24 protein-coding genes are annotated in these 25,691 nt (G+C 68.1%); 13 read left to right on the plus strand and 11 right to left on the minus strand.

Annotated features, from left to right (window positions below; all coding sequences use genetic code 11):
* Positions 1-183: 183 nt before the first annotated feature.
* The gene (gene nasA, locus G9465_RS02270) at positions 184-2,271 is read right to left on the minus strand and encodes an assimilatory nitrate reductase NasA (RefSeq protein WP_166967146.1); all 2,088 of its coding nucleotides are present in this window, start codon (positions 2,269-2,271) and stop codon (positions 184-186) included.
* 223 nt (positions 2,272-2,494) lie between these two features.
* Here nasA and G9465_RS02275 point away from each other — a divergent pair, with 223 nt between their 5' ends.
* The 3 genes from G9465_RS02275 to prs all read left to right on the plus strand — a co-directional run bounded on the left by G9465_RS02275 (position 2,495) and on the right by prs (position 5,892).
* Positions 2,495-3,832: a glutamate-1-semialdehyde 2,1-aminomutase gene (locus tag G9465_RS02275; protein WP_166967147.1), complete on the plus strand. Its 1,338-nt coding sequence runs from the start codon at positions 2,495-2,497 to the stop codon at positions 3,830-3,832.
* A 1-nt stretch (position 3,833) separates the two neighbouring features.
* Positions 3,834-4,634 (plus strand): hypothetical protein, encoded by an 801-nt coding sequence (locus G9465_RS02280; RefSeq protein WP_166967149.1) that lies wholly within the window; start codon positions 3,834-3,836, stop codon positions 4,632-4,634.
* A gap of 403 nt (positions 4,635-5,037) precedes the next feature.
* A complete protein-coding gene (gene prs, locus G9465_RS02285) occupies positions 5,038-5,892 on the plus strand; it encodes a ribose-phosphate diphosphokinase (RefSeq protein ID WP_166967150.1) in 855 nt (284 codons plus the stop codon).
* Positions 5,893-6,057: 165 nt separating this feature from the next.
* Here the strand turns inward: prs and G9465_RS02290 are convergent, their stop codons facing one another.
* From G9465_RS02290 to G9465_RS02300, 3 genes are all read right to left on the minus strand, one after another.
* Positions 6,058-6,492 carry an ester cyclase gene (locus tag G9465_RS02290; RefSeq protein WP_166967151.1) on the minus strand — a complete coding sequence of 145 codons (435 nt, stop codon included), beginning with the start codon at positions 6,490-6,492 and terminating at the stop codon, positions 6,058-6,060.
* A 255-nt stretch (positions 6,493-6,747) separates the two neighbouring features.
* Entirely contained in the window at positions 6,748-10,047 is a 3,300-nt protein-coding gene (ileS, locus tag G9465_RS02295; protein WP_166967152.1) for an isoleucine--tRNA ligase, read from the minus strand.
* 68 nt (positions 10,048-10,115) lie between these two features.
* Complete coding sequence (locus tag G9465_RS02300) at positions 10,116-10,286, minus strand: DUF4177 domain-containing protein (protein WP_166967153.1); 171 nt, start codon at positions 10,284-10,286, stop codon at positions 10,116-10,118.
* Positions 10,287-10,391: 105 nt separating this feature from the next.
* Here G9465_RS02300 and proC point away from each other — a divergent pair, with 105 nt between their 5' ends.
* The 5 genes from proC to G9465_RS02325 all read left to right on the plus strand — a co-directional run bounded on the left by proC (position 10,392) and on the right by G9465_RS02325 (position 14,422).
* On the plus strand, positions 10,392-11,165 hold the full coding sequence (proC, locus tag G9465_RS02305; protein WP_166967154.1) for a pyrroline-5-carboxylate reductase: 774 nt from the start codon (positions 10,392-10,394) through the stop codon (positions 11,163-11,165).
* Positions 11,158-11,991, plus strand: coding sequence for a glutamate 5-kinase (proB, locus tag G9465_RS02310; protein WP_166967155.1), 834 nt, complete (start codon positions 11,158-11,160; stop codon positions 11,989-11,991). Before proC ends, proB begins: the two co-directional genes overlap by 8 nt.
* The gene (locus G9465_RS02315; RefSeq protein WP_166967156.1) at positions 11,984-13,312 is read left to right on the plus strand and encodes a glutamate-5-semialdehyde dehydrogenase; all 1,329 of its coding nucleotides are present in this window, start codon (positions 11,984-11,986) and stop codon (positions 13,310-13,312) included. The genes proB and G9465_RS02315 overlap by 8 nt, the downstream gene beginning before the upstream one ends.
* Before the next feature lies 1 nt (position 13,313).
* Complete coding sequence (locus tag G9465_RS02320) at positions 13,314-13,931, plus strand: uracil-DNA glycosylase family protein (protein ID WP_166967158.1); 618 nt, start codon at positions 13,314-13,316, stop codon at positions 13,929-13,931.
* A 68-nt stretch (positions 13,932-13,999) separates the two neighbouring features.
* Positions 14,000-14,422 carry an HIT family protein gene (locus G9465_RS02325; RefSeq protein WP_166967160.1) on the plus strand — a complete coding sequence of 141 codons (423 nt, stop codon included), beginning with the start codon at positions 14,000-14,002 and terminating at the stop codon, positions 14,420-14,422.
* A 1-nt stretch (position 14,423) separates the two neighbouring features.
* On the opposite strand, the gene G9465_RS02330 is transcribed toward G9465_RS02325, so the two are convergent.
* Positions 14,424-16,463 carry a DUF6517 family protein gene (locus G9465_RS02330; RefSeq protein ID WP_166967162.1) on the minus strand — a complete coding sequence of 680 codons (2,040 nt, stop codon included), beginning with the start codon at positions 16,461-16,463 and terminating at the stop codon, positions 14,424-14,426.
* A gap of 125 nt (positions 16,464-16,588) precedes the next feature.
* Between G9465_RS02330 and G9465_RS02335 the strand changes: the two genes are divergently transcribed.
* On the plus strand, positions 16,589-17,326 hold the full coding sequence (locus G9465_RS02335) for an AAA family ATPase (protein ID WP_166967164.1): 738 nt from the start codon (positions 16,589-16,591) through the stop codon (positions 17,324-17,326).
* Here the strand turns inward: G9465_RS02335 and G9465_RS02340 are convergent.
* On the minus strand, positions 17,323-17,700 hold the full coding sequence (locus G9465_RS02340; RefSeq protein WP_166967167.1) for a universal stress protein: 378 nt from the start codon (positions 17,698-17,700) through the stop codon (positions 17,323-17,325). The two genes, G9465_RS02335 and G9465_RS02340, sit on opposite strands and share 4 nt — an antisense overlap.
* Before the next feature lie 224 nt (positions 17,701-17,924).
* Between G9465_RS02340 and G9465_RS02345 the strand changes: the two genes are divergently transcribed.
* Complete coding sequence (locus G9465_RS02345) at positions 17,925-18,662, plus strand: ribonuclease H-like domain-containing protein (protein WP_166967169.1); 738 nt, start codon at positions 17,925-17,927, stop codon at positions 18,660-18,662.
* Between the two features lies 1 nt (position 18,663).
* Here the strand turns inward: G9465_RS02345 and G9465_RS02350 are convergent, their stop codons facing one another.
* Entirely contained in the window at positions 18,664-19,296 is a 633-nt protein-coding gene (locus G9465_RS02350) for a rhomboid family intramembrane serine protease (protein ID WP_166967170.1), read from the minus strand.
* A 95-nt stretch (positions 19,297-19,391) separates the two neighbouring features.
* On the opposite strand from G9465_RS02350, the gene G9465_RS02355 reads away from it, so the two are divergent.
* The gene (locus G9465_RS02355) at positions 19,392-19,682 is read left to right on the plus strand and encodes a hypothetical protein (RefSeq protein ID WP_166967172.1); all 291 of its coding nucleotides are present in this window, start codon (positions 19,392-19,394) and stop codon (positions 19,680-19,682) included.
* 3 nt (positions 19,683-19,685) lie between these two features.
* Positions 19,686-20,108, plus strand: coding sequence for a DUF123 domain-containing protein (locus G9465_RS02360; protein ID WP_166967174.1), 423 nt, complete (start codon positions 19,686-19,688; stop codon positions 20,106-20,108).
* Between the two features lie 47 nt (positions 20,109-20,155).
* On the opposite strand, the gene G9465_RS02365 is transcribed toward G9465_RS02360, so the two are convergent.
* From G9465_RS02365 to G9465_RS02380, 4 genes are all read right to left on the minus strand, one after another.
* A complete protein-coding gene (locus G9465_RS02365) occupies positions 20,156-20,821 on the minus strand; it encodes a cupin domain-containing protein (RefSeq protein WP_166967176.1) in 666 nt (221 codons plus the stop codon).
* 202 nt (positions 20,822-21,023) lie between these two features.
* Positions 21,024-23,663: a leucine--tRNA ligase gene (leuS, locus tag G9465_RS02370; protein WP_166967178.1), complete on the minus strand. Its 2,640-nt coding sequence runs from the start codon at positions 23,661-23,663 to the stop codon at positions 21,024-21,026.
* 84 nt (positions 23,664-23,747) lie between these two features.
* On the minus strand, positions 23,748-24,557 hold the full coding sequence (locus G9465_RS02375) for an arsenite methyltransferase (RefSeq protein WP_166967180.1): 810 nt from the start codon (positions 24,555-24,557) through the stop codon (positions 23,748-23,750).
* Complete coding sequence (locus tag G9465_RS02380) at positions 24,550-24,897, minus strand: helix-turn-helix transcriptional regulator (RefSeq protein WP_166967182.1); 348 nt, start codon at positions 24,895-24,897, stop codon at positions 24,550-24,552. The genes G9465_RS02375 and G9465_RS02380 overlap by 8 nt, the downstream gene beginning before the upstream one ends.
* A gap of 123 nt (positions 24,898-25,020) precedes the next feature.
* Here G9465_RS02380 and G9465_RS02385 point away from each other — a divergent pair, with 123 nt between their 5' ends.
* On the plus strand, positions 25,021-25,677 hold the full coding sequence (locus G9465_RS02385) for a lactate utilization protein (RefSeq protein ID WP_166967184.1): 657 nt from the start codon (positions 25,021-25,023) through the stop codon (positions 25,675-25,677).
* The last annotated feature ends 14 nt before the right edge of the window (positions 25,678-25,691 follow it).

The following is a 25,691-nucleotide window of genomic DNA, read 5'->3' on the forward strand; positions in this document are numbered from 1 at the left end:
AAGGTGTGTCACCCGTCCGGATCACACGACAACCGGCCGCCGCGGGCGAACAGCAGCCACGTCTGGACTGTCCCCCGATTCCGTGGTCGAAGCCGTACCGGTGCGCTGTCCCCTGTGATACGACGACGGACGCGGTCGTCACGACTGCTGAGAGGACTCCGAGAAGAGCGCCCGTCCGGGCGGTCAATCGTCCGCTTCGACGACCATGTCCGTCACGTCGGACGCCTCGGGCGCGACGAGACGGACGGCACACTGCTTGAAGTGTGGTTCCTTCGACTGCGGGTCCCGTTCGGAGAGCGTCAGGCGGTTGGTCGCCGGGTGGTGGATGGGGAGCCACACCATCCCGCGCGGGACGCCTTCGTCTTCGTCGACGAGGACCGTCGCGGACCCGCGCCGGGAGGTCACCGTCAGACGGTCGTCGACCACGCGGTCGGCGTGGGCCGCGACCGTCTCGGGGTGGATGCGGGCCACGAGGTCACCGGCGGCACCGCCCCGCGAGCGGACGCCCGTGTTGTACCCGTCGGCCTCGCGGGCGGTAGTCAGGGTCAGCGGGTAGTCGTCGTCGGTCGGTTCGGGCAGGTCGCCCTGCCGCCCGGTCGAGAACTGGGCGTTGCCACTCGCGGTGGGGAACGCCCACGACTCCGCGCCGCCCGCCTCGTCCTCGTAGTACCGGTAGCCGCCGGCGCTCTCCTCGTCGGGCGCGGGCCAGCGGACGGCGTGAGCCTCGTCTAAGCGGTCGTAGGTGATTCCCGAGCAGTCCGCGACGGTGCCCTCGGTGAGCGCGGCGAATTCGTCGAAGACGTCGCTCGGGTCCGGCGAGGTAGCGTCAAAGAGGGCAGGGAACAGGCGCGAGCCGATAGTGGCGACGATATCGAGGTCCTGTCGGACGCCGCTGGGGACCTCCGTCGCCGCCCTGACCCGCGAGATAGTCCGCTCCATGTTCGTCGTCGTCCCTTCGGACTCGCCCCACGTCGCCGCGGGCAACACCACGTCGGCCAGTCGAGTCGTCTCCGTGTGGAAGGCGTCCTGTGCGACGAGGAAGGTGTCGTCGAGCGTCTCGCGGGCGCTGTCGGCGTCCGGCATCCCCGCGACGGGGTTCGTGGCGACGGCCCAGACGGCCTCGGGTTCGGTTTCGAGCATCCCGACCGGCCCCGGGCCGGGGTCGTCGGGCAGACGGTCGACCGGCACGCCCCACGCGTCGGCGACCAGTCGGCGGTGGTCCGGGTCGCCGAAGGCGCGCTGGCCGGGCCACGACCCCTTCGAGGAGCAGACCCGCGTCCCCATCGAGTTGGCCTGTCCGGTCAGTGAGAACGGACCGCCGCCGGGTCGGAGGTTGCCCGAGGCCAGCGTGAGGTCGACGAGCGCGCGGGCCGTCTCGGTGCCCTGCACGTGCTGGTTGATGCCCATGCCCCAGTACAGCAGGGCGCGGCGGTCCATCGCGTCGGCCAGCAGGTCCACGTCTGCCATCTCGACGCCGGCCTCGTCGGCCGCCTCGGCGGCGGTCGGCAGCGTCGCCAGCAACTCCTCGAACCCGTCGGTCGCCTCGGCGACGAACGCCTCGTCGACGCGGTCGGTCTCGACCAGTCGTGCGAGGACGGCCCGCGCCAGCGCGAGGTCCTTGCCGGGGTCGGGTGCGACGTGGTGGTCGCTGTTCTCGGCCGTCTCCGAGCGGATGGGGTCGACGGTGAGGAGTTCCACGCCCTCGGCGTCGGCCGCTTGCCGAATCCAGCGGAACATCACGGGGTGGGCGACGGCGGGGTTGGCCCCCCAGACGACGTGTCGGTCGGCGTCCTCGATGTCGGCGTAGGTACATGGCGGGGCGTCGCTGCCGAAGGCCTGATAGTACGCCGTCACGGCGCTGGCCATACACAGCGTCGTGTTGGCGTCGTACATCCGGGTGCCGAAGCCGCCGCGAGCGACCTTCCCGAGGGCGTAGGCGGCCTCGTTGGTCTGCTGGCCGCTCCCGAGGACGGCGACCGAATCGGGGTCGGTCTCGTGGGCGTCGCGCAGGCCCTCGACGGCGCGGGCGAGCGCCACGTCCCACGTCGTCTGGCGCAACTCGCCGTCGTCGCGGACCATCGGCCGCGTGAGCCACTGGCCGTCGGGGTCGCGACTCTCCTGAATGCCGCGAGCACAGGCCAGTCCTTGATTGACGGGGTGGGCGGCGTCGCCGCGCACCGTGTCGATACCGTACCCGACGTCGGCGGCCCGGTGCATGTGCCCGCACCCGACCGCACACCGCATACACGTCGTCGGGACCCAGTCGCTCATGCCACACCACGCGCCCGACAGGCGCACGTCCGTCCGGCGAGCGCCGGATTATACGCACGTTCGGCAAACATATCTCTGCTTAGATGCATGGACACCCAACACAAAACGCTATCTCTTGACGAAGTTGTATCCGATGCGTGGTTCGAACAGCATTCGTCCAGTAGTCACGACCCGAACGGCGTGACCCGTCAGGTTCTTTCTGACAGCGTTCGAACCCCGCGCCATGAACCACGAACAGTCGCGAGCGCTGTACGACCGCGCGCTGTCGGTCATGCCGGGTGGCGTCAACTCATCGGTCCGGGCCGTCCGCCCGTACCCCTTTTTCGTCCAGAAGGGCGACGGCGGCCACGTCGTCGACGCCGACGGCAACCGCTACATCGACTTCGTGATGGGCTACGGCCCACTGCTACTGGGCCACGACATGCCCGAACAGGTCCAGTCTGCGGTCCAGCAGCGGGCCGCCGAGGGACCGATGTACGGCGCGCCCACCGAAGTCGAAGTCGAACTCGCGGAGTTCGTCACGCGGCACGTCCCCAGCGTCGAGATGGTTCGGTTCGTCAACTCCGGGACGGAGGCCACCGTCTCCGCAGTTCGTCTGGCACGGGGCTACACCGGCCGGGACAAGATCGTCGTGATGCAGAGCGGCTACCACGGCGCACAGGAGTCCACGCTCGTCGAGGGCGAGGGCGACCACACCCACCCGTCGAGTCCGGGTATCCCCGAGAGCTTCGCCGAGCACACGCTGACGGTGCCGTTCAACGACCCCGACGCCGCCCGCGACGTGTTCGACGAACACGGCGACGACATCGCCGCCGTCCTCACCGAACCCATCCTCGGGAACTACGGCATCGTCCACCCCGTCGACGGCTACCACGAGACCCTCCGGGGCCTCTGTAACGACCACGGCTCGCTGCTCATCTTCGACGAGGTCATCACCGGGTTCCGCGTCGGCGGCCTCCAGTGTGCACAGGGGAAGTTCGACATCGAACCGGACATCACGACGTTCGGCAAAATCGTCGGCGGCGGGTTCCCCGTCGGGGCCATCGGCGGCAAGAGCGAGATTATCGAGCAGTTCACGCCCGCCGGCGACGTGTTCCAGTCTGGCACCTTCTCCGGGCACCCGGTGACGATGGCCGCAGGACTGGAGACGTTGCGGTATGCGGCCGAACACGACGTATACGACCACGTGAACGGACTGGGCGAGCGGATGCGCTCGGGCCTGCAGGACATCCTCGAAGAGCAGGCCCCCGAGTACACCGTCGTCGGGACGGACTCGATGTTCAAGGTCGTCTTCACCCGCGACGGCCCAGATACCTTCGAGGGTCACTGCGAGGCGGGCTGTCAGCAGCGGCCCGAGTGCCCCCGTTACGACCACTGCCCGAAGGACGGCGGCGACGTGAAACAGGCCGAGACCGAGCGGTGGGAGCGACTCTTCTGGCCCGCGATGAAAGAGCGGGGCGTCTTCCTGACGGCGAACCAGTTCGAGTCACAGTTCATCTGTGATGCCCACACAGCGGAAGACGTAGACGATGCCCTCGAAGCCTACAAAGAGGCGATATGAAGTGAGCGACGACGACATCGCGCTCTCGGAGAAGCGGATGTACGGAGAGAAACGGCCGGAGACCCACGCCTACGTCGCGTCGGGCCTCGGGGTGACCCGGGTCGAGACGGCCGGCGGACAGGTCGGCCGGTTCAGTCTCGAAGAGCGCTGTACCGCCCGCGACGTCGCCGGGGCCAACGGCGAGGTGGCCGTCGCCACCGACGAGTCCGTGCTGGTCTCGACGGCCGACGGGTTCGCACCGACGGGGTTCGGGCCGGCGACGGCCGTCGGCTACGATGCCGAGGGACTCCTCGCGGCGGGCGGCGGCCGGGTCGCACGCTACGCCGACGGCGCGTGGCGTGACCTCGGCGCCGTCGAGGATGTCCGGGCCATCGACGGGGGCCTGCTGGCGGCGGCCGACGGCGTCTACCGCCTACCGGACTGTGAGCGTCTCGGCCTCGCGGACGTGACGGACGTGGCACCGGGCTATGCCGCCACCGCCGACGGCCTCTACGCCCTCGACGACGGCGCGTGGGTCGAGGTGCGGTCGGGCCGCCACGGCGCAGTAGCGAGCGACGACACCCGCACACACGCCGCCGACGACGACGGCCTCTCCGAACTGGTCGACGGCGACTGGCAGGCGTGTGACCTCCCGGTGCGCGAACGGGTCGTCGACGTGACCTACGGCACGGACACCTACGCCATCACCGAGAACGGCACCTTCCTCGTGGACACCGACGACGAGGCCACCGCGGACGGCCGCGGCGGGTGGCGACAGCGCTCGCTGGGCGTCCCCGACGTCGTCGGCGTCGCCGTGGCCTGACGAACGGCCTTCCTGCCGGCGCGACAGCCGCCGGAGTTCGGCCGGTGACACGACACAGCCGACCGGGTGGACTGAAAGGGGCGACGCGCTCGGCGAAGCACGCCGACGCAAGCACTGGACTGAGCGAGCGCAGCGAGCGAAGGAAGCGCATGGTTCGAAAGAGCGCCGCTCTTTCGTCATCTCGAAAATCTCTGATTTTCGGTGACAGCGAGGCGCGCGAGTCGAGCGCGTCGGGGCTTTCCGGCGGTCGTTTCCCGTACTAGAAGTCACGGCGGACCCAGTGGAAACGGAGCGCGTCGGGGCTTTCCGGCGGTTGGTCCCGAATGCGCCAGTGAGTGCCGTACACACACCTGCGAGCCCCAGAATCGAAAAGTGGTTTAGCCCGGCCGGCTACCCCTCGCACATGATTATCCCCGGGGCCGACACACAGGCGTTCGCCGCGGCGCTGGCCAACGCCACCGACGAGCGACTGGGGCGGGTCGAGTACGAACAGTTCGCCGACGGCGAGCACGTCGTCCGCCTGCCCGAGTCCGTCGCGGGCGAGCGCGCCGTCGTCGTCGCCTCCACCGTCGACAGCGACGCGCACGTACAGGTGCTCCAGTTGCAGGACGCGGCCCGCGAAGCCGGGGCCAGCGAGGTGGTGACCGTCCTCCCGTACATGGGCTACGCGCGACAGGACGAGGCGTTCCGCACGGGCGAACCCGTCTCCTCGCGGGCGATAGCGCGGGCCATCTCGACGGGCACCGACCGCGTGATCACGGTCAACCCCCACGAACCGTCGGTCTGTGACTTCTTCGACGTGCCGACGGCCCACGTCGACGCCGCGGGCCTCCTCGCGGACCCGCTGCCCGACGCGCTCGAAGGCCCGCTCTTTCTCTCGCCCGACGAGGGCGCCATCGACCTCGCCGTCACGGCCCGCGACGCCTACGGCGAGGGCGAGACGGACTACTTCGAGAAGGACCGCGACTACGACAGCGGCGACATCGAGATTACGCCCAGCGACGCCGACGTGACCGGTCGCGACGTGGTGCTGGTCGACGACATCATCGCCACGGGGTCGACGATGAGCGAGTCCGTCGAAGTGCTGACAGAGCGGGACGCGAACCGCGTGTTCGTCACCTGCGTCCACCCGATGCTGGCGAGCAACGCCCTGACGAAGCTCTCGGCGGCCGGCGTCGAGGCCGTCTACGGCACCGACACGCTAGAACGCGCTGTCAGCGAGGTCAGCGCCGCCCCCGTCGTCGCCGCGGAGCTCTGAGTCACTACTCGGCCAGCCCCGCCGGACCGGGTCGGACAGTGAGGATGCCGAGGAACGCCGCGACGCCGGTAACGGTCGACGCCGCTCCCTCGTCGGCGAACAGCGCCATGCTCGCGGGCTCGCAGACGGTGAAAGAAACGGTCGAGTGCCGAACCGGAACGGCCGTCAGGCCTCCGGCAGGTCGACGGCGCCGACCTGTTGCATGAGGCCGAGCATGTCTGGCTGGACCCACCGCTCGGCTATCTGTCCGCCCTCGAACCGAGTGAAGACCATGTTCTCTATCTCGACTGTCTTGTCGGTCGGTTCGACGCCCATGAACTCGCCCACGTGTGTCCCGCGTAGGGCCACCCGCATGGCGACGGTGTCGCCCTCGGCGACGATGTCCTCGACGGACGCCGAGAAGTCCTCGAAGGACTCGCGGATGCCGCGTATCTGTGCTTTCAGGTCCTCGCGGCCGGACACCTCGCCGAGCGGACTGTGGTCGACGACGTCCGGCGTGCAGATGTCGTCGATGAGGTCTACATTCCCCTCGGTCGCGACTTCCTCCGGGAACTGGCGGGCGATTCGCTTTTCCTCGTCTAGTGGTGCTGTTGCTGCCATCGGTGTCTCCGTGCGCTCTGTTCGACGTGTCCCCCCGGACTGCGTGGCGTCGTGGTGAGCGCTACGGGGAACTACGCCGTGAGTCATGGTAGCATTTGTTACCAGATGCTCCCGGATACTGCTCCGAGAGCGGTTCTGAAGGAGGAATCGGCCGTTTCAGTCCGACGCTTCCGCCACCGTGCCTCGCGGCTCCCGTCAGTCGCCGCTCGCCTGTTCCGAGGCCTCCCGGTGGTCGGCCTCGCATCGCGTGCTGTCCTAATCGGACGCTTCCGCCGCCGCGACCGGAGCGATGGCTATCTCCATCTCGACGCCCTCGACGTCCCACGTCTTGCGGTGGCCGTCCTCGACGTCGCCGAACTCGTCGGCGCGGACCTCCTCCGCGATGAGCGCCTCGTGTTCGCGGACCAGCGAGTCGACTCGCTCGTCGGCAATCGAGAGGTCCACGACGATGCGGGCCTCGATGTCCAGCTCGAGGTCCTTGCGCATCTCCTGTATCCGACGGATGACTTCTCGTGCATAGCCCTCGCTCTCGATGTCCTCGGTGAGCGTGGTGTCGACGTAGACGACGCCGCCGCCGTCGAGGGCGGCGAACTCGGTACCGGTGACGCCCTCGGGCGTCTCGCGGCGGAAGGTCACCATCTCTTCGGTCAACTCGACCGATTCGCCCAGCGTCTCCTCGACGCTCCCTTCGAGGGCATCGAGTGACGGGTCGTCGATGGCGGCCTCGTTCATCGCGTTCATCACGCGGCCAGCGTCGTCCCCGAAGGCCGGGCCGAGTTCGCTCATGTCGGCCTCGGCGGAGTAGTGGAGTTCGCCCCACGCCTCGTCGGCACCGACGACTTCGACCGCACGGGCGTTGAGGCGGTCGGCGACGATGGCTTCCTGTGCGCGCACGGCGTCGGCCACGGCCTCGCTGTCGGTGTCGACGACGACCCGGGTGACCGGCCAGCGGAGTTTCCGCTCGGCCTGCTGGCGTGCGTTCGAGCCGGCCTCCTCGACTTCCCGGACGACCTCCATCTCGTCTTCGAGTGCGGGGTCGTGGAGGTCCTCGGTCGGTTCGGGCCAGTCGCACATGTGGACCGTCGGGTGGCCCGCGTCGCCGGTCAGCGAGCTGTAAATCTCCTCGGCGACGAACGGGGTAAACGGCGCGAAGAGGGCGGCGACCTCCTCTAGGACGCGGTAGAGCGTGGCGTAGGCGGCCTGCTTCGAGTCGCTGTCTTCCTCCTCCCACATCCGCTCGCGGACGACCTGGATGTAGAACCGCGAGACGTCCTCGACGACGAAGTCGAGCAGTTCGTGGGCGGCCTTGTCGTTCTCGAAGGCCTCCATGTGCTCGGTCATCGCCTGCTCGACGCTCTGGAGACGCGAGAGGACCCACTCGTCGGCGAGTTCGAGGTCCTCGCGCACGGACTCGACGGTGGTCTCCTCGGGGTCGAAGTCGTCGGCCCGCATGTACGGAAGCGGGAACCGGGCGACGTTCCAGAGGATGTTGAGACGGCGCTGCATCTCCTGGGTCTCCTCCCACGAGAAGTTCATGTCCTCGCCCTGCGCGGTCACGGAGAGCAGGAACAGGCGCATCGGGTCGCGGCCGTGCTTCTCGATGACCTCGTGCGGGTCGACGAGGATACCCTTCGACTTCGACATCCCGCGGCCGTCGGGCATGTTGGCGTAGCCGTGCATCAGCACCTCCTTGTACGGCGATTTGCCGGTGGCGGCGGTGGACATCCCGAGTTGGGACCAGAACCACCCGCGGGTCTGGTCGTGGGCCTCCATGATGAGGTCGGCGGGCCAGAGGCGCTCGAAGTCCTCCTCCTTCTCGGGGTAGTCAAGCGTCCCCCACGTCGCCACGGAGGAGTCCAGCCACACGTCGAAGACGTCGCCGACGCGGGTGTAGGTCGTGCCGTCCTCCGTGATCGTGAGGTCGTCGACGGTCCCCTTGTGCAGGTCCACCGTCTCGGGGTCGACGTCTTGGTCGACTCGCGCTGCGAGTTCCTCGCGGTCGCCGACGACGATGGCGTCGTCCATCGACCCGTTCCACCCTCCGGCGGCGTCGCCGCCTCCGTTCGCGGACGAGTCCGCGCTGTCCTCGGGCAGCCAAATCGGGATGGGGATACCCCAGTACCGTTGCCGGGAGACGTTCCAGTCGGGGGCGTCCTCGACGAAGTCCCGGAAGCGGTTGTCACGCGCCCACTGTGGGTGCCACTCGCTGTCCTCGATGTTGTCGAGCAGTTCGTCCTTGATGTCGGTGACCGTGATGAACCACTGGTCAGTGACGATGCGGACGATGCCCGTATCGCAACGCCAGCAGTGGCCCTCGTTGACGGTGTAGCCCGACTCGCTGGCCAGCAGGAGCCCCTTCGAATCGAGGTCGGCGACGACGTCGTCGTTGGCGTCCCGGACGAACGTGCCCGCGTACTTGCCCCCTTCTTCGGTGTAGACGCCGTCGCCGCCGACGGGACAGAAGATTTCGAGGCCGAGTTCGCGGCCGCGTTCGAAGTCCTCCTCACCGTGGCCCGGCGCGGAGTGGACCAGACCCGTCTGGTCCTCGGCGTCGACGTACTCCGCGGTGTAGACCTGTCCCGACCCCTCGCCTTGGGCGTGGTCGGGTACTTCCTCGGCCAGCGGATGGTCGTACTCCCAGCCGACCATCTCCTCGCCGGTGACCTCCTCGATTACCTCGTAGTCCTCGTAGCGGCCCTTCGAGAGGACGTCCTCGACGCGGGGTTCGGCGACGTACAGCACCTCGCTCTCGCCGTCTTTCTCGGCGCGGACGCCCTGATAGGTGACCTCGCCGTCGACGGCGACGAACGTGTTGGCGGGGATGGTCCACGGCGTCGTCGTCCAGATGACCAGATATCTCTCACTGCTCGCGGCTTCGCCGCTCGCTTCGTCCGAGGCCTCCCCGTGGTCGGCCTCGCTAAGCGGGAACTTCACGTAGATAGACGGCTTGCCGACCTCCTCGCGTTCGACCTCGTTGTTGGCGATGGCGGTCTCACAGCGGGGACACTGGTTGATGGAGCGCTGGCCCTGCTCGACGAGGCCGCGCTCGTGGGCCTGCTGGAACCCCCACCACGCGGCCTCCATGTACTCGGGATTGACCGTCTTGTAGGGGTCGTCCCAGTCCATCCAGACGCCGAAGTCCTGAAAGTCCGTCTGGAGACCGTCGAGTTGCTCTTCGGCGAAGGCCTTGCACTCCTCGATGAAGTTCTCCTCGCCGAAGCGCTCGATGTCCTTCTTGTTCTCGAAGTCCAGTCGCTCCTCGACTTTGGTCTCGATGGGCAGGCCGTGCATGTCGTAGCCCGGCCGGTCCGTCACGTCGTAGCCCTGCATCCGCAGATAGCGGATGTAGAGGTCTTTCAGCGTCTTGTTCCACGTCGTCCCCATGTGGGCGGCCCCGGAGGTGTAGGGCGGCCCGTCGACGAAGAAAAAGTCCTCCCCGTCGGCGCGGTGCTCGACCGTCTGCTCGTAGGCGTCGACGTCGTCCCAGTACTCGAAGACCCCCGATTCGACGCTCTCGGGGTCGTACTGGTCGTCGACCGCGGCGAACCGTTCCATACCGGCACATACCCTGCCGGCGTTAAAGGACAATCGGTTGTCTGTGTGGCCGAGCGGGGGCCTGCAGGTCAGCGCTCGCGCTTGAGTAACAGGCCGGCGGTCTGCCCGCTGTTCTCCGTGATGGGAGCGACGACCTCCCACCCCTCGGCGCCGAGTTCGTTCAGTTCGTCGACGGGGACGCTGCTCCCGCCGAACATTCCCGTGTCGACGTCGAACAGTCTGTACTCGTAGGAGGGCATGCGTCCGACAGCTGGGCCGGCGACCGTACCAGTCTTGTGGTCCCACCCGCCGTGCGAGATGAAAACACAATTAGTCTCCCCATCTCGTCCGGTGGACTAGAGACTATGGTACGTACGTGTGTCATCGGCTGCGGAAACATGGGCAGCGCTCTCGTGAGGGGGCTCTACGCGTCGGGCAACCACTCGGTCGTCGCCTGCGACCTCGACCCGGACGCGCTGGCCGCCGTCGCCGACTACTGCGGGGAGACGACCGACGACGTGGGTCGAGCGGCCGACGCCGAAGTCGTCTTCCTCGCGGTCAAACCGGACATCGTGGAAGCGGTGCTTGACGAACTGGACCTCTCGGCCGACCAGACGCTCGTCTCCATCGCGGCCGGCGTCCCGACGGAGTTCGTCGAGGCCCGGACCGACGCGCGGGTCGTACGCATCATGCCGAACCTCGCCGCCGAGACGCGGGACATGGCGGCCGCGGCGACCGGCGACGTCACCGACGAAGTCCGCGAACTGCTCGACGACGTCGGCGAGTTCGCCGAAATCGAGGAGGCACAGATGGACATCGCCACCGCCGTCAACGGGAGCGGTCCAGCCTTCGTCTTCTACTTCATCGAGGCCATGACCGAGGCCGGTATCGCCGGCGGGCTAGACCACGAGGAGGCGCAGGTGCTGGCCGCCCAGACGTTCAAGGGCGCCGCCGAGACAGTCCTGCAGGACGACCGCACCGCCGACGAACTCGTCGACGCGGTCTGCTCGCCCAACGGGACGACCATCGAGGGCATGGAGGTGCTCTGGGACAGCGAGGCCGACGCGGCGCTCGCCGACGCCGTCGCGGCCGCGGAACAGCGCTCGAAAGAACTGGCGGCCGCATTCGAAGATGACTGAGCGCGTCGACGCCGCCTCGCTCTCTCGCGCCCGCGAACAGGCCGCCGAGGCCGAGCGCGTCATCGTCAAGGCCGGCACGAACTCGCTGACCGACGCGGAGTCGAACTTAGACGACGAGAAACTCGACAAACTCGTCGACGACATCGAGTCGCTGCTCTCGCGGGGCAAGGAGGTCATGCTGGTCTCCTCCGGGGCCGTCGGCGCCGGCATCGGCCGGATTGACCACGACACCGAGACCGTCGAGAAGTCACAGGCGCTCTCGACGGTGGGCCAGAGTCACCTGATGCACCGCTATACGGAGAGTTTCGCCCGGTACGACCGCAAGGTCGCCCAGATACTCATCACGGAACACGACCTCGACAACCCCGAGCGGTTCACCAACTTCCGCAACACCGTCGAGACGCTGCTGGACTGGGGCATCGTCCCCATCATCAACGAGAACGACGCCGTCGCGACCGAGGAACTCCAGATAGGCGACAACGACATGATATCGGCCTCCATCGCCATCGGCGTCGGCGTCGACCTGCTGGTGACCCTGACCGACGTCGGCGGCGTCTACACCGGCAACCCGAAGGAAGACCCAGACGCCGAGCACATCCCGGTCGTCGGCGAGAACTACAGCGAGGTCGAAGACGTCGTCACGGAGAGTTCGACGGGCGGTTTCGGCGGCATCCAGACGAAGGTCAGCGGCGCGCGGGACGTCAGCGAACACGGCATCCCGGCCATCATCGCGAAGTCGACGGAGCCGGACGTCCTGCGGAAGGTCGCCGAGGCGGAATCGGTGGGCACAATATTCGTCCCCATCAACGGTGAGACAGATGACTGAGACGACCGAGCAACAGGTGACCGCTGCACAGTCCGCGGCCCTGCGGCTGGCAAACGTCGACGCCACCGAGCGCGACGCCGCGCTCTCGGCCATCGCCGACGCCATCCGCGACAACAGCGACGCTATCCTCGCGGCCAACGAGGAGGACGTCGAGGCGGCCGAGGAGATGCTCGCGAAGGGCGAGTACACGCAGGCGCTCGTCGACCGACTCAAACTCGACGAGGGCAAGCTAGAGAGCATCGCCGAGATGGTCGAGTCCGTCGCAGAGCAAGACGACCCGCTGGGGGAGACGCTGGCGGCCCGCGAACTAGACGAGGACCTCGAACTGTACAAGGTCGCGGTCCCCATCGGCGTCGTCGGGACCATCTTCGAGTCCCGCCCCGACGCGCTGGTCCAGATAGCCGCGCTCGCGCTGAAGTCCGGCAACGCCGTCATCCTGAAGGGCGGCAGCGAGGCCAGCGAGTCCAACCGCGTCCTCTACGAGACCATCGTCGAGGCGACCGGCGACCTCCCCGTCGGCTGGGCGACGCTCATCGAGGCCCACGAGGAGGTCGACGCACTGCTGGAGATGGACGACAAGGTCGACCTCGTCATGCCGCGTGGCTCCTCGGAGTTCGTCTCCTACATCCAGGACAACACCCAGATTCCCGTGCTGGGCCACACCGAGGGCGTCTGTCACGTCTACGTCGACGAGGCCGCCGACCTCGGGATGGCCGCAGACGTCGCCTTCGACGCGAAGGTGCAGTACCCGGCGGTGTGTAACGCCGTCGAGACGCTCCTCGTGAACGACGCCGTGGCCGACGACTTCCTCCCCGAGATGGTCGAGCGCTACCGCGAGGCCGGCGTGACCCTGCGCGGCGACGCGGCCACCCGCGACGTCGTCGACGTCGACCCCGCGACCGACGACGACTGGGAGACGGAGTACGGTGACCTCGAACTGTCAATCAAGGTCGTCGACGACGTCTACGAGGCCATCGACCACGCCAACACCTTCGGCTCGAAACACACCGAGTCAATCCTCACCGAGGACGCCGACACCGCCGAGACGTTCATGACCGGCATCGACGCCGCCAGCGTCTTCCACAACGCCTCGACCCGCTTCGCCGACGGCTACCGCTACGGTCTCGGTGCCGAAGTGGGTATCTCGACGGGCAAGATTCACGCCCGCGGTCCCGTGGGGCTGGAGGGCCTGACGACCTACAAGTACTATCTGGAGGGCGACGGGCAGCTGGTCGCCACCTACGCCGGCGACGACGCCCTGCCGTTCACCCACCGCGAGTTCGACGGCGAGTGGCGTCCCGGTCACCTGTCCGACGAGTAGCGTGCCACAGTTTCCGGACGGCGAGACGCGCCACGCGCTCGCGTCCGACTGTCACCGCTGTCCCGCACTGGCCGAGAGCCGCGAGTGTATCTCGTGGGGGAACGGCCCCCTCGACGCCGCCCTCGTGGTCGTCGGTGAGGCCCCGGCCAGCGGCGACCCAGAGGCCGAGCAGTGGCACGGCGGCAACCTGACCGGCATGGCCTACACATCGCGGACCTCCGGCCGGAAGGTGCGGACGCTACTGGCCGATGCCGGGTTCGGCCACGGCGACTGTTACTACACGAACGCGGTGAAGTGCCACCCGCCGAACAATCGCGACCCGACGGCCGAGGAACTGGCGAACTGCCGCCCCTATCTGGTCGAGGAGGTAGAGACCGTCGAACCGCAAGCGGTGCTTACGACCGGGAAACACGCCACCGAGACGGTGCTGGCACTCGACGACGACTCGCTTTCCGGCTTCCTCGATACCGTCCTTTCGCCGTTCGAGAGCGACGCGCTCGGCGTGCCGGTGGTACCCTTGCTCCACCCCAGCTATCAGGAGGTGTGGCTCTCGCGACTGGACTACGACTACGAGGAATACGTCGCCGCCATCGCCGAGACGGTGCCACAGCCGAACTGAACCGCGCCGGCCCAGCAGTCGTCGTCAGTAGCCCAACCTTGATGTGAAAACCACTCGACTACCCAGCTATGGACGACTGCATCTTCTGCCAGATAGTCGCTGGCGACATCCCGAGCCGAACCGTCTACGAGGACGACACGGTGCTGGCGTTCTTGGACGCGAATCCGCTCGCACGGGGCCACACGCTCGTCATCCCGAAGGCCCACCACGAGACGATGGCGGACCTGCCCGAGGACGTCGGCGGCGACGTGTTCGCGGCTCTCCACGAGCTCACGCCCGCCGTGGAGGCGGCCGTCGACGCCCCCGCGAGTACCGTCGCGTTCAACAACGGCGAGGAGGCGGGCCAAGAGGTCCCGCACGTCCACGGCCACATCGTCCCGCGGTTCTCCGACGACGGCGGTCGACCGATTCACGCCATCTTCGGCGACCGGCCGGACCTCCCCGAGGCGGAACTGGACGACATCGCGGCGGCAATCGGCGACAGCGTCTGAGTTAGCGGACGGTCAGCGCCTCGTCGGCGGTGACGACGGTCGAGCGGTAGCGGTCGAGACGGTCCTGTGAGACGTAGCCGTCCGCGCCGACGAACGGGCGGTCGGTGTCCGAGACCTCGAACCCGTGGACCCCGGCGCTGACGACGACGCTGCTTCCGTTCTCGGCGCGAGCGAGGTGGAGATAGACGACAATCGGGTTCGACTCGTCGAGGATGCCCGCGTGGGTTTCCATCGTGACCGGGTCCCCGAGCAGCGACGCCGTTTCGGTGCCGAGTCGCGTCGGCCCACGTGCCCACTCGACGCCGCCGTCCCCGACGCCGGCCGAGAGGAGAAACGACTCCGCCTGGTCGTTCGTCAGCAGGTCCGAGAGGGTGAGCCCGGCGAGCGTGTTGATCGACTGGCCGGCGACGCTGGCCACCGGCGTACTGAGGACGCCGAGGCTGAGTGGCGCGGTGTCCATCTCGGCCGCGTCCTGCTTTTCGGCCGTCGCCGAGCGTGCGTGCGTGACCTCGGTCCCGGCGTTCTCGAACAGGTCGGCCGAGAACCCGAAATCGCCGGGGAGGTGGAGCACCTCGGTCGGCGAGAACGTCGCTCCCGGGAAGAAGAACGAACTCGGGAACGACACCGGGAGTCCGGCGCTCGTCGCGGGGTGTACGTTCGTCTCCATCGGCAGGAGCGCGGCGTCGGGGAAAAGCGCCGAGTCCGGCCAGAACACCGAGTCCGGCCAGAAGAGCGAATCGGGAGCGAACACGGCGTCGGGATAGAATGCCGAGTCGGGGAACGGCCCCTCGTCGGCGCCGCCGAGGGTGCCCGGACCGGTCGGGAAGAACAGAACCGTGCCGCTGGGCGAGAGGTCGGCCCCCGAGTCGACGACGGTAAACGGGTCGGGAACCGACGAAACCGGTTCCGAGGGGAAGAAAAGCGCCAGCGATTGCGGGTTCAGCAGCGACTCCGAGAGGGTAAACGAGTCCGGGAAGAACGTCGAGTCGAGGAACAGGTCGCCGAGCGACGCGGCGAGTATCGGCCGGTCGGCGGAGAAGACGGCCTCGGGAAAGAACGTCGAGTCGGGGAACAGCGTCTCACCGGGAATATACGCGAACGGGACGCCGCGCTCCCGGTCGGAGAAGACGACGACGCCGGCGTCGTCGATGGGGCGTTCGGGGGCGACCGCACCGAGTTGATCCGCGTCGGTCCCGAGGAACGTCTGCAGTCGGCCGGGGTCGGTCACCGAGACGCCCGTATCGAAGAACACGTCCGCCGGCGCGGCGACGTACGTCGCGTCGAGTTCCGCCCCTGCCTCGAACGAGCGACCCGCGGTCCCGACGGCCCCGCTGTCGACGCCGGGGCCCGGAAAGACGGCCACGGTCGAGCGTGCGTCGTCGTCGGGCAGTATCCAGTTCTTGTTCGGGAACCACTCGGCGTCGACGTCGAACACCGAGTTCGGGAAGAACGCCGAGTCGGGGACCGAGAAGCCGGTGTCGGTGGGGACGAACGGCCCCTCCGAGAGCGCCGAACGGTGGGCGACCGCGAGGGCCTCGTTCGCGTCGAGTACGGCCCCGGACAGCGCCGCCCCCGGTGCGAACAGGACCACACCGCGCGGGTCGACGACGCCGTCCCGGAGAAACGGGAGGGTTCCCCCGACGGTGTCGAACGCCGTCGCGGGACCGACGAACAGTCGGTCTGTCGTCCCGTCGAAGGGGACAGACCCGCCGGAGAACCGCAGCAGGAGCGGCCCCGGTTCCGAGTCCCGCCACGACATCTCGCCGTCGGTCTGTGCATACACCGAGACGAAACGCTCGATGGTCGCGGTGACGTCCCGCCCATTGACGGTTCGTTCGACCTCTCGTCGCCGGGACTGCTCGACGATAGAGGCGAACCCGAGCGACGACTGTGCCGCCGGTGGCAACACGACAGCGTCTGCGGTGAACTCGTTGTCTGTGGCGTATTCACACCCGGCGAGCGCTCCAGTCGCGGCTGTCAGCCCCATCGTGCGGAGCAACTCACGCCGGTGCCACAGCGTACGGCCACCCTTTCGTGTCATCCAGCCACCCTAGTGGAACGTACGTAACGCTCGGCGGCGCCATAACTATTCTCATCACTCGAAGGACTGAATTTCTCGATGATTCATCTAGAACTTTTTATTTCAATGCGAGATAGGATTGTCGTATGGGGTGTACGACGCTCGCACTCACAGGGGTGACCGGGGGTGCCGGGACGACGAGGACGACAGTCGAGATTGCGGCGACACTGGCCCGCGCGGGTCGGGCCGTCGCCGTCCTAGACGCCGCGTTCGCCACGCAGGGACTGGCGACACACGTCGGGGGACGACTCACCGACGACGTGACCGGCGTCGTGACGGGCGAGGCAGCGCTCGACGACGCGCTGTACGACGCCGGATTCGACGTGCCGGGCCGGGTCGAAATTTGCCCGGCCCACGCGCCGTTCGAGCGCCTCGCCCGCGCGAAGACGCCCGAGAGCGCGCGGGCCTTCGAGACGGCCGTCGCGGACGCCGCCGGTCGCTTCGACCACGTCATACTCGACGTTCCACCCGTCGCGGCGAACCAGTCCATCGCGGCGCTCACCACCGCACAGCGTCGTGCACTCGTCGTCCCGGCGACCCAGCGCGGCCGGGACCTCCTCCCGCGACAGCAGGGTCGGTGTCGTGACCTCGACGCGATGGCGGACGCCGTCGTCGCCACGCGAACGGACGTCGACGGGGCACTGTCCATCGAGGCCGCCGACTACGAGATTCCCGCCGCCGGCCCGAACGCGTCGGTTCCGACGGCACTGGACCCGGAATCGACGCTCGCACCGGCCGTGGCCGACGCCGTCGAGGCACTGCTGGACGTGGACCTCGCGCTTGAGTTCCCCGAGGAGAGTCTGTTCGACCGCGTCGGCCGTTAGAGGTCCGGCAGCGGAACGACCACGACCGGGCGGTTCACGCGGGCCAGCAGGTTCGTGACCGTCGACCCGACGCCGTCGGCGCCCTCGGTGCCGCGGTTCGCGCCGAGAACGACCACGTCGGGGCCGTGGTCGTCGACGGCCGCCAGCAGTTCCGCGACCGGGTCGCCGTCTCTGGTCTCCGTCGTCGGCATCACGGCCGCGAGGCGCGACCGGGCCACGTTGGCGGCGTCGCCGGCGTCCCGTGACGGGGCGTCCGGTTCCCTGACGCCGACCACGACGACGCTGTCCTCGGCCGGGTCGAGACGGTCCTGCAGGTAGTCCGCGGCCGCCGCGGTGACGTGTACCGACGACGCGCCGACGAGATACTCGGTCATACTTCGGGGTGGGCGCTCGGGTGGCTTCGGCGTTTCGGCGGGGCGCCGAGTCGCTACTGCTCCGCGGTTCCCGTCGATCACCCCGTCTCCGAGACGCCTCGCTACTGCTCGCGGCCCCGCCGCTCGCTGTCCGAGGGGCGCGACCGAAGTGAGCGGCCCTCGCTACCCGCTCCACGGGTCGCTACCCGACGAACTTACATACGCCCCCGCCTGTACCGGAGAGCGTGCGCGTCGAGAACAGTTTCATCGGGGTCGACGGCGTCGGCGAGCAGACAGAGCGGTCCATCTGGGAGCAGGGAATCACCCACTGGAACGAGTTCGAACCCAGCGTCGTCGGCGGCAAGCGCGGCGACCGCATCGAGCAGTTCATCGAGGAGGGACGCGACCACCTCGACGCGGCCGACGTGGCCTACTTCGACAACCAGTTCCCGAGCAGCGAGCGGTGGCGCCTCTACGAGACGTTCCGCGACCGCGCGTGTTTCTTCGACATCGAGACGACCGGCCTCAACCAGCAGCGAAACCGGGTGACGACGGTCAGCCTCCATCAGGACGGCGAGACGGAGACGCTCGTGGCCGGCGACGACCTGACCACCGGGAACCTCCGGGCGGCCTTCGACGACGCCGACCTGCTGGTGACGTTCAACGGCAAGCGCTTCGACGTCCCCTTCCTCGAAGCGAACTTCGACGTCGACCTCCAGCGCCCACACCTCGACCTGCTGTACACCTGCAAGAAAATAGGCCTCTCGGGCGGTCTAAAGCAGGTCGAGAAGGACATCGGCATCGAGCGCGACCGGCCCGACATCTCCGGGCGCGACGCAGTCCGCCTCTGGCGGGAACACGAGAGCGGCCGGGACGGGGCCTTAGAGACGCTGGTGTCGTACAACCGCGAGGACACCGTCAACCTCCGGACCTTGGCCGACGAGGTGACGGGGAGCCTCCACGACGACGTGTTCGTCGGCTGACTCAGAACCGGGCCGGGTCGGCCTCCGGCGCGGTGTCGGCGGGTCGCAGCAGGTGGGCCCGTCCGGCGAGAAAGCCCAACAGGAGGCCGGTGAAGTGGGCGACGAGCGCGACGCCGGGGTTGGCCGTCAACAGGGTTATCGCCGCCGCGAGAACGCCGCCCAGCGCCAGTTGTGCGCGTGGAGCAAGTTCGAAGCCGCCGACGACCGTCTCGGTGAAGCGGTTGGCCGCAAGCAGGTAGCCAAAGAGGCCGAAGATGGCGCCGCTGGCACCGAGGACGCTGACGCTCGCCGGGATGCCCGGAAGCAACGGCCCGAGCGTCCCGACGAAGGCGACCTGTGCGACCCCGGAGAGCGCGCCGACGGTGACGAAAAAGCCGTGAAAGCGCGCGCTGGTGGTCGTCCGTTCGAGCAGGAGGCCCGCGAGGGCGAGCGCCGCGGCGTTGGCAAGCAAGTGTGAGGGACCCGCGTGGGCGTAGACGCTCGTGACGAGCGTCCACGGCTGGTCGAGCAAGGGATTCGACAGCGCAAAGAGGTGTCGCTGGCGTGCGACGAGTCCGACGACCTGCTGGAGGGCGAACACGGCGACGATGGCGAGCAGTGTCACGAGCGTCGGACTCTCGGCGGGACGGCGCATGGGGTAGTGTTGTCGGGCAGCGCACAAGAAAGGTCAGGGTAACCCGGCCGTCGGAGTCCAGAACGCATACGTGGCCACACGGCGTTCCATCGCACATGTCCGACATCAGCGAGACGCTCGCCGACGCCTTCGGCGAGGAGACCGACGCAGACACCGCACAGACCGCCGCAGAGAACGTCGCGTCCTTCGCCGAGCAGTACGACGAGGACCTCACGGCCGACGCCGTGCTGGAGACGTTCGAGGAGGCCCCCTACGACGGGTTCGAGCGCCGCTTCAACTGGCTCGTCGGCGAACTCGCCGCGGCGAACGAGGACTGCACCGACTCTCGAGAGTTCCGCATCGGCGGGTTCGGCGACCTCGCTGCCGACCCCGAAACCGGCGCGTAAGGGATGGACGGCGGGACGTACACCATCGTTCTCGAACGTGACAGCGACGGCCCCATCGCGGTTGGCGCGCTCGGCGACCTATCGCTCCCCGCGGGGTGGTACGCCTACACCGGGAGCGCGCTCGGGTCCGGCGGGTTCTCGCGGGTCGACCGCCACCGCGCCGTCGCCAGCGGCGACAACGACGCCCGCCACTGGCACGTCGACTATCTGCTGGGCGACGACGCCACGCGGTTCGACACCGTGGTCACGACCCGCGCCGACGTCGAGTGTGCCGTCGCCGAGCGACTGCACGACGCCGCGGTGACCGATTCCGTGTCCGGCTTCGGCTGTTCGGACTGTGGCTGTCGCACACATCTGGTGTCCGCCGAGGCCCGCGAAGAACTGTTGACGGCCGTCGAGGCCGCCCACAGGGCGGTCGGTAACTGATCTATCCGACGATTTCGTAGCCGGCGTCCGCGAGCGCCGTCGAGCACTCAGCAGTCCTGTGGCTCGACGTGCGTCGTCGGCGACTCGCCGTCGGGGACGGCGAGGAACAGCGCGTAGGCGACCGCTCGTTGCGTGTCGCTCGGGTTCCTCGCGACTTCTTCGTGGCCGCCGGGGTCGACGAACGCCTCACCGGCCGCGTAGGTGTGGGTGGTGCAGGTGTGGGAAAAGACGACCTCGATTTCGCCTTCGGCGAGGTTGACGACGACCGGACCCGGATGGGTGTGCCACCCGGTCGTCCCGCCCGGCTCCAGCGTCACCCGAGCGAGGACGATGGTGGAGGCGTCACGGACGAACGCGGCTTCGTCGCCGCCCTGTTCGAAGGTGACGCCGAGCGCCATCCCCACGTCGTCGGTGAAAGTCGCGTGCGGGGCGAGCACTTCAACGCTCAGGCCCTCTGGCTGGTCGACCTGTCCGTCGCCGGTCTGGCCGTCGTCTGTCTGTCCGTCGTCGGCCTGCGCGGCGGCGACGCCGCTAGCCGAGGAGAGCGCGAGCGCGCCGGCACCGAGTTTCGCGGAGTCCGAGAGGAAGTCGCGCCGCAAGAACGGGAGCGCAGCGAAGTGGCCCGCGTCGGTGTCCCGGTCGCGTGACTCGTCGGGGGCAAGGGCATCGATGTCGGTGTCGCCGTGTGTCAGTGGTTCGTCGTCTCGTGTCATGGCATTCTCCGGGCCGAAACAGCCCGAATAGAGCGGCGTCACGACCGAACGTAGTTATACGGTCACAGACATATTTGCGCTCGTAGTTGCGTCGAGATACCGTGTGACAAGGAGACGTGACCGTCGCTAAGACGACGTTACCGGGGCCGCTGTGACTCGCACGACGTCCGGCCCGAATCTGGCGTACGTGCCCGGTTCCGCCTCAAGAGATATGTATTGCAGGCTTGTTGGGCCGGGCTTTCCGCGCTAGTTCGTCGTCGCCGTCGGCCCGGCGCACCGTCACGTCGGCCCCGAACTCGTCCTCGAACAGCCACGCGGCCTGCGAGAGCACTTCGAGTTCCCGGTCGCCGTCGACGACCGGTTCGAGCCCCGCACCCCGTTCGGCGAGGTCGGCGGCGTAGTCGGCGGCGGCGTCGCCGTGGGCCTGTATCGACGCCTCGCCCATGATTTCGCCGACGATTGCGTCGCCGGGGTCGGCGTCCTGTGCGATACTGTAGGCCCGGTACTTCCAGTCCTCGGCGACCACCACCTCGATTTCGTTCGGGTCCTCGATGTCGACGACGTCGGTGATGTCGCGCACGTCGTCGAGCGTCGTCCGGACGAGTTGGCGCTCGATGCGGAACGCGGCGACGTCCCGCAGGGACTCGGGCCACGGTGCCTCGACGACGAGGCCGTCCTCGTCCAGCAGGTGCCACAGTTCCTCGGCGAGGTACGGCGCGATTGGCGCGACCAGTTTCGTCAGCACGCGCAGACCGCGACTGTACGCGAAGCGGTAGGGCGTGTCGTAGCCCGCATACCGCCGGAGCAGGCGGGCGAACCGCTGGAGTTCGCCGACGACGCGGTGAAACCGGAAGCGGTCGTACTCCTCGGTGACCGCGGCGACGGTCCGGTCTATCTCGCGTTCGAGGTAGGCGTCGTGGGGGGCGCTCTCGGTTCGGGTCTCGCGGCCCTCCACGTAGTCGCTGACCATCTGGTAGAGCGTCTGCTGGAACTCGTAGGCCGTCGAGACGTCCTTGACCGTCCACTCGAAGTCCTGTTCGGGGTGGGCCGCCGAGAGGACGAACAACCGGGTGGTCTCGGCGCCGTACTCGTGTGGTGCGACGGCGTTACCCTTCGACTTGGACATCTTCTCGCCGCTGTGGAGGACCGTCCCCTGATTGATGAGTCGGTCGACGGGTTCGCGGCGGTTCAGCAGGCCCAAGTCGGCGAGTGCGCGGGTGAAGAAACGGATGTACAGCAGGTGGAGGACGGCGTGTTCCTCGCCGCCGACGTAGACGTCGACCGGAAGCCACTCGTCGGCGGTCTGCTGGTCGAACGGGGCGTCGGCGAAGTGTGGCGAGAGATACCGCAGGAAGTACCACGAGGAGTCGACGAACGTGTCCATCGTGTCCGTCTCGCGCACGGCGTCCCGGCCGCAATCGGGACACTCGGTCCGTTTCCACTCCTCGGCGGCGTCGAGGGGATTGCCCGTCGTCTGGACGTACTCGGGCAGTTCGACGGGCAGGTCCTCGTCGGGGACCGGCACCCGGCCGCAGTCGTCGCAGTGGACCATCGGAATCGGCGTCCCCCAGTAGCGCTGGCGGGAGATGAGCCAGTCCCGCAGGCGATACGTCGTCGCTTCGGCGGCGTCGTCGTTCTCCAGCAGGCGGTCGCGAGCGGCCGTACTCGCGAGGCCGTCGTACTCGCCGCTGTCGGTGAGCATCCCGTCGTCGGTGTAGGGCTCCTCGGGCAGGTTCGTACCGGTGCCGTCGACGGGTTCGACCACCTGCTCGACCGGCAGGTCGTGCTCGCTGGCGAACGCATGGTCGCGCTCGTTGTGGGCGGGCACGCCCATGACCGCGCCGGTGCCCACGTCGTCTAAGACGTAGGCGGCGACGTAGACGGGTATCTCCTCGCCGGTGTAGGGGTGGGTCGCGGTGAGGTCCGTCTCGACGCCACTGAGGCCGGCGTCGTCCGTGCTGGCGACCGACTCGACGTACTCGGCGACGGCGTCGTCTCGCTCGGTCAGTTCGCCGACCACCTCGTGGCCCGGGGCGAGCGCGAGGTACGTCGCGCCGTAGACGGTGTCCAGCCTCGTGGTGAAGGCGTCTACGTCGTGGCCGTCGACCGCGAAGGTGACGCGTGCACCCTCCTGTCGGCCGATCCAGTTGCGCTGGCTGTCACGGACGCCCTCGGGCCACCCGTCCAAGTCGTCGAGGCCGTCGTACAGTTCGTCGGCGTAGTCGGTGATGGTGAGGAACCACTGGTCCAGGTCGCGCTGTTCGACGGCGGTGCCACACCGCCAGCAGACGCCGCCGTGACTGTGGTCGTGGCCGCCGTCCGCCTCGGTCTCGACCTGTGCGTCGGCCAGCACCGTCTCGCAGTCGGGACACCAGTTGACCGTCGCCGAGTCGTACTCGACGAGGCCGGCCTCGTGCAGGCGGGTAAACAGCCACTGGTTCCACCGGTAGTACTCGGGGTCGCAGGTCGTTATCTCCCGGGACCAGTCGTAGCCGAAACCCATCTCCTCTAAGTCGCCGCGCATCCGCTCGATGCAGGCCCGCGTCCACGACTCGGGGTCGGTGTCGCGCTCGTAGGCCGCGTTCTCGGCCGGGAGGCCGAAGGCGTCCCACCCCATCGGGTGGAGCACGTCGTCGCCCGCCATCCGGCGGTAGCGGGCGTAGGCGTCGGTGATGGCGTAGTTGCGGATGTGGCCCATGTGCAACGAGCCAGAGGTGTAGGGAAACATCCCCAGCGCGTAGGTGGGATCGTCGGCGTCGTCGGGGCAGTCGTAGACGCCCTCCCGGTCCCAGACGTGCTGCCAGTACTCCTTGACCCGTGCGTGGTCGTAGCGGCGCGACATTCGATACCTCGGAGTGGGACGGCGTGGCACATGAGTGTTCGGCTAGCACGGGTGGCCGCTGGCCCGAATCCCGTCCCGACGGCGCTAGTTCGGCTTTCGAGCCTCGATGCTCGCGGAGACGAGGTAGTCGCTGGGGTCGTAGTCGTCGGCCCACTCGCGGACGAACTCGTCGCTGTCGTCCTTCGGACGGATGTCGATTGCCTCGAACCCGGCCTCTTCGAGCATCGTTTCGAGCGCATCGACGGTCGACGCGCCGGCCACGCAAGCCGCGAGCGACTCGGGGTCACGCGTAATCTCGGGCGGGAACTCGGCGGTCTGGACCACGTCGGAGATGGCAATCCGGCCGCCGGGTCGCAGCGCCCGGAACGCCTCGCGGAACACCTGCGGCTTGTCGGGCGAGAGGTTGACGACGCAGTTCGAGATGACCACGTCGACCGTCCCGTCGGCGACCGGGAGGTGTTCGATTTCGCCGAGGCGGAAGGAGACGTGGCCGGCGTCGTTCTCGACGGCGTTCTCGCGTGCCTTCTCGACCATCTCCGGAGTCATGTCCACGCCGACGACGCGACCCTGCGGGCCGACGGCATCGGCCGCCAGAAAGCAGTCGAATCCGGCACCCGACCCGAGGTCCAACACCGTCTCTCCCTCTTCGAGGTCGGCGATAGCCTGCGGGTTGCCACACCCGAGGCCGAGGTTCGCGTCACCCGCCACGTCCCCTATCTCACCGTCGTCGTACCCGAGTTTGCGGGCCATCTCGTCGGTCGCCCTCCCGTCCGTCCCGCCCTCGTCGCAGCACCCGCCACTGTCGGCGGCGATTGCGGCGTAGCGTTCCCGGACGATGCGTCGCTGTTCGTCGGCGGTCCGTGCAGTCGAAGCGGTGGGGTCGGTGTCAGTCATGGTCTGGGAGTATCTCGTCGAGCGTCTCGATGAGCGACTCGGCGGCCGGAGTCAGACCGTAGTATCGCCAGCGACCGTCCTTCTCGCGCGTTACGAGACCGGCGTCGTACAGCGTCGAGAGCGCGTGACTCACTGCGCTCTGGCTCAGACCGACCGCCTCAGGGAGTTCACAGGCACAGACCTCGCCCTCCGCGGCGGCCAGCAGTCGCAGTAGTTCGTAGCGAGTGTCGTTGCCGGCCCCCGAGAGCAGACGGACGTGGGCCGCGAACTGCCGCCCGTCGACGTCGTGTTCGAGTGGCGCACAGCACTCCCGGTCGTCGGTCGTAGGGTTCTGGCTCATTGCTTAAGCCTACATATGAGCATACGTGCATATGAGTGTGTCGACGCCGACGGTAACACTGCCGTCACCCGGTAACAACGGCGTCCGCGAGCGCTTTTCACCCCGAGACGCGACGGTATCGGTATGTCCCAACGCAAGGACGGCTACGCCGACGCGGTGTCCTACGACGAGTCGCTCGACGACCGACCCAGCGACGACGAACTCGACGCGGCCATCGAGAACCTCGAAGCCAACGGGTTCGACGTCGTCGTGGTCACGGACGGCGAGGCCGCACTCGACGAGATACAGGCGCGGATACCCGCCGGCGCGTCCGTGATGGACGGCCACTCAACGACGCTCGAAGAAATCGGATTCGTGGAGTACCTCACCGAGGGCGACCACGAGTGGGAGAACGTCCACAGCGAGGTCTACGGCATCGACGACGACGAAGAACGCCAGCGCGCCCGCCGCGAGGCACAGGCCAGCGACTACTTCCTCGGGAGCGTCAACGCCATCGCACAGACCGGCGAACTCGTCGCCGCCGACGCCTCCGGCAGCCGTATCGGGGCCTACCCCTTCGCCGCCGAGAACCTCCTGCTGGTCGCCGGGACGAACAAGATCGTTGCGGACCTAGACACCGCGCTGGACCGCCTCGAAGACGTGGCGTATCCGCTCGAAGACGCCCGCGCACAGGACGCCTATGGCGCGGGGAGCGTCATCGCGAAACAACTCGTCTACCGACAGGAGGCCGAAGAGGGACGCACGACGCTCGTCCTCGTCCGCGAGTCGCTCGGCTACTGAACACGCGTTCTCCC

Source organism: Haloarcula sp. JP-L23, assembly GCF_011602445.1.
In the GTDB taxonomy this organism is placed as follows: Archaea; Halobacteriota; Halobacteria; order Halobacteriales; family Haloarculaceae; genus Haloarcula; species Haloarcula pellucida.

What these genes read in the sequence shown, in the direction of transcription:
- G9465_RS02380 (WP_166967182.1), bottom strand. Translation starts at nt 24,897, where the DNA reads ATGAGCCAGAACCCTACGACCGACGACCGGGAGTGCTGTGCGCCACTC.
- G9465_RS02375 (WP_166967180.1), bottom strand. Translation starts at nt 24,557, where the DNA reads ATGACTGACACCGACCCCACCGCTTCGACTGCACGGACCGCCGACGAA.
- G9465_RS02355 (WP_166967172.1), top strand. Translation starts at nt 19,392, where the DNA reads ATGTCCGACATCAGCGAGACGCTCGCCGACGCCTTCGGCGAGGAGACC.
- G9465_RS02385 (WP_166967184.1), top strand. Translation starts at nt 25,021, where the DNA reads ATGTCCCAACGCAAGGACGGCTACGCCGACGCGGTGTCCTACGACGAG.
- proC (WP_166967154.1), top strand. Translation starts at nt 10,392, where the DNA reads ATGGTACGTACGTGTGTCATCGGCTGCGGAAACATGGGCAGCGCTCTC.
- G9465_RS02290 (WP_166967151.1), bottom strand. Translation starts at nt 6,492, where the DNA reads ATGGCAGCAACAGCACCACTAGACGAGGAAAAGCGAATCGCCCGCCAG.
- G9465_RS02275 (WP_166967147.1), top strand. Translation starts at nt 2,495, where the DNA reads ATGAACCACGAACAGTCGCGAGCGCTGTACGACCGCGCGCTGTCGGTC.
- leuS (WP_166967178.1), bottom strand. Translation starts at nt 23,663, where the DNA reads ATGTCGCGCCGCTACGACCACGCACGGGTCAAGGAGTACTGGCAGCAC.
- proB (WP_166967155.1), top strand. Translation starts at nt 11,158, where the DNA reads ATGACTGAGCGCGTCGACGCCGCCTCGCTCTCTCGCGCCCGCGAACAG.
- G9465_RS02300 (WP_166967153.1), bottom strand. Translation starts at nt 10,286, where the DNA reads ATGCCCTCCTACGAGTACAGACTGTTCGACGTCGACACGGGAATGTTC.
- nasA (WP_166967146.1), bottom strand. Translation starts at nt 2,271, where the DNA reads ATGAGCGACTGGGTCCCGACGACGTGTATGCGGTGTGCGGTCGGGTGC.
- G9465_RS02335 (WP_166967164.1), top strand. Translation starts at nt 16,589, where the DNA reads ATGGGGTGTACGACGCTCGCACTCACAGGGGTGACCGGGGGTGCCGGG.
- ileS (WP_166967152.1), bottom strand. Translation starts at nt 10,047, where the DNA reads ATGGAACGGTTCGCCGCGGTCGACGACCAGTACGACCCCGAGAGCGTC.
- G9465_RS02365 (WP_166967176.1), bottom strand. Translation starts at nt 20,821, where the DNA reads ATGACACGAGACGACGAACCACTGACACACGGCGACACCGACATCGAT.
- G9465_RS02360 (WP_166967174.1), top strand. Translation starts at nt 19,686, where the DNA reads ATGGACGGCGGGACGTACACCATCGTTCTCGAACGTGACAGCGACGGC.
- prs (WP_166967150.1), top strand. Translation starts at nt 5,038, where the DNA reads ATGATTATCCCCGGGGCCGACACACAGGCGTTCGCCGCGGCGCTGGCC.
- G9465_RS02315 (WP_166967156.1), top strand. Translation starts at nt 11,984, where the DNA reads ATGACTGAGACGACCGAGCAACAGGTGACCGCTGCACAGTCCGCGGCC.
- G9465_RS02350 (WP_166967170.1), bottom strand. Translation starts at nt 19,296, where the DNA reads ATGCGCCGTCCCGCCGAGAGTCCGACGCTCGTGACACTGCTCGCCATC.
- G9465_RS02340 (WP_166967167.1), bottom strand. Translation starts at nt 17,700, where the DNA reads ATGACCGAGTATCTCGTCGGCGCGTCGTCGGTACACGTCACCGCGGCG.
- G9465_RS02330 (WP_166967162.1), bottom strand. Translation starts at nt 16,463, where the DNA reads ATGACACGAAAGGGTGGCCGTACGCTGTGGCACCGGCGTGAGTTGCTC.
- G9465_RS02325 (WP_166967160.1), top strand. Translation starts at nt 14,000, where the DNA reads ATGGACGACTGCATCTTCTGCCAGATAGTCGCTGGCGACATCCCGAGC.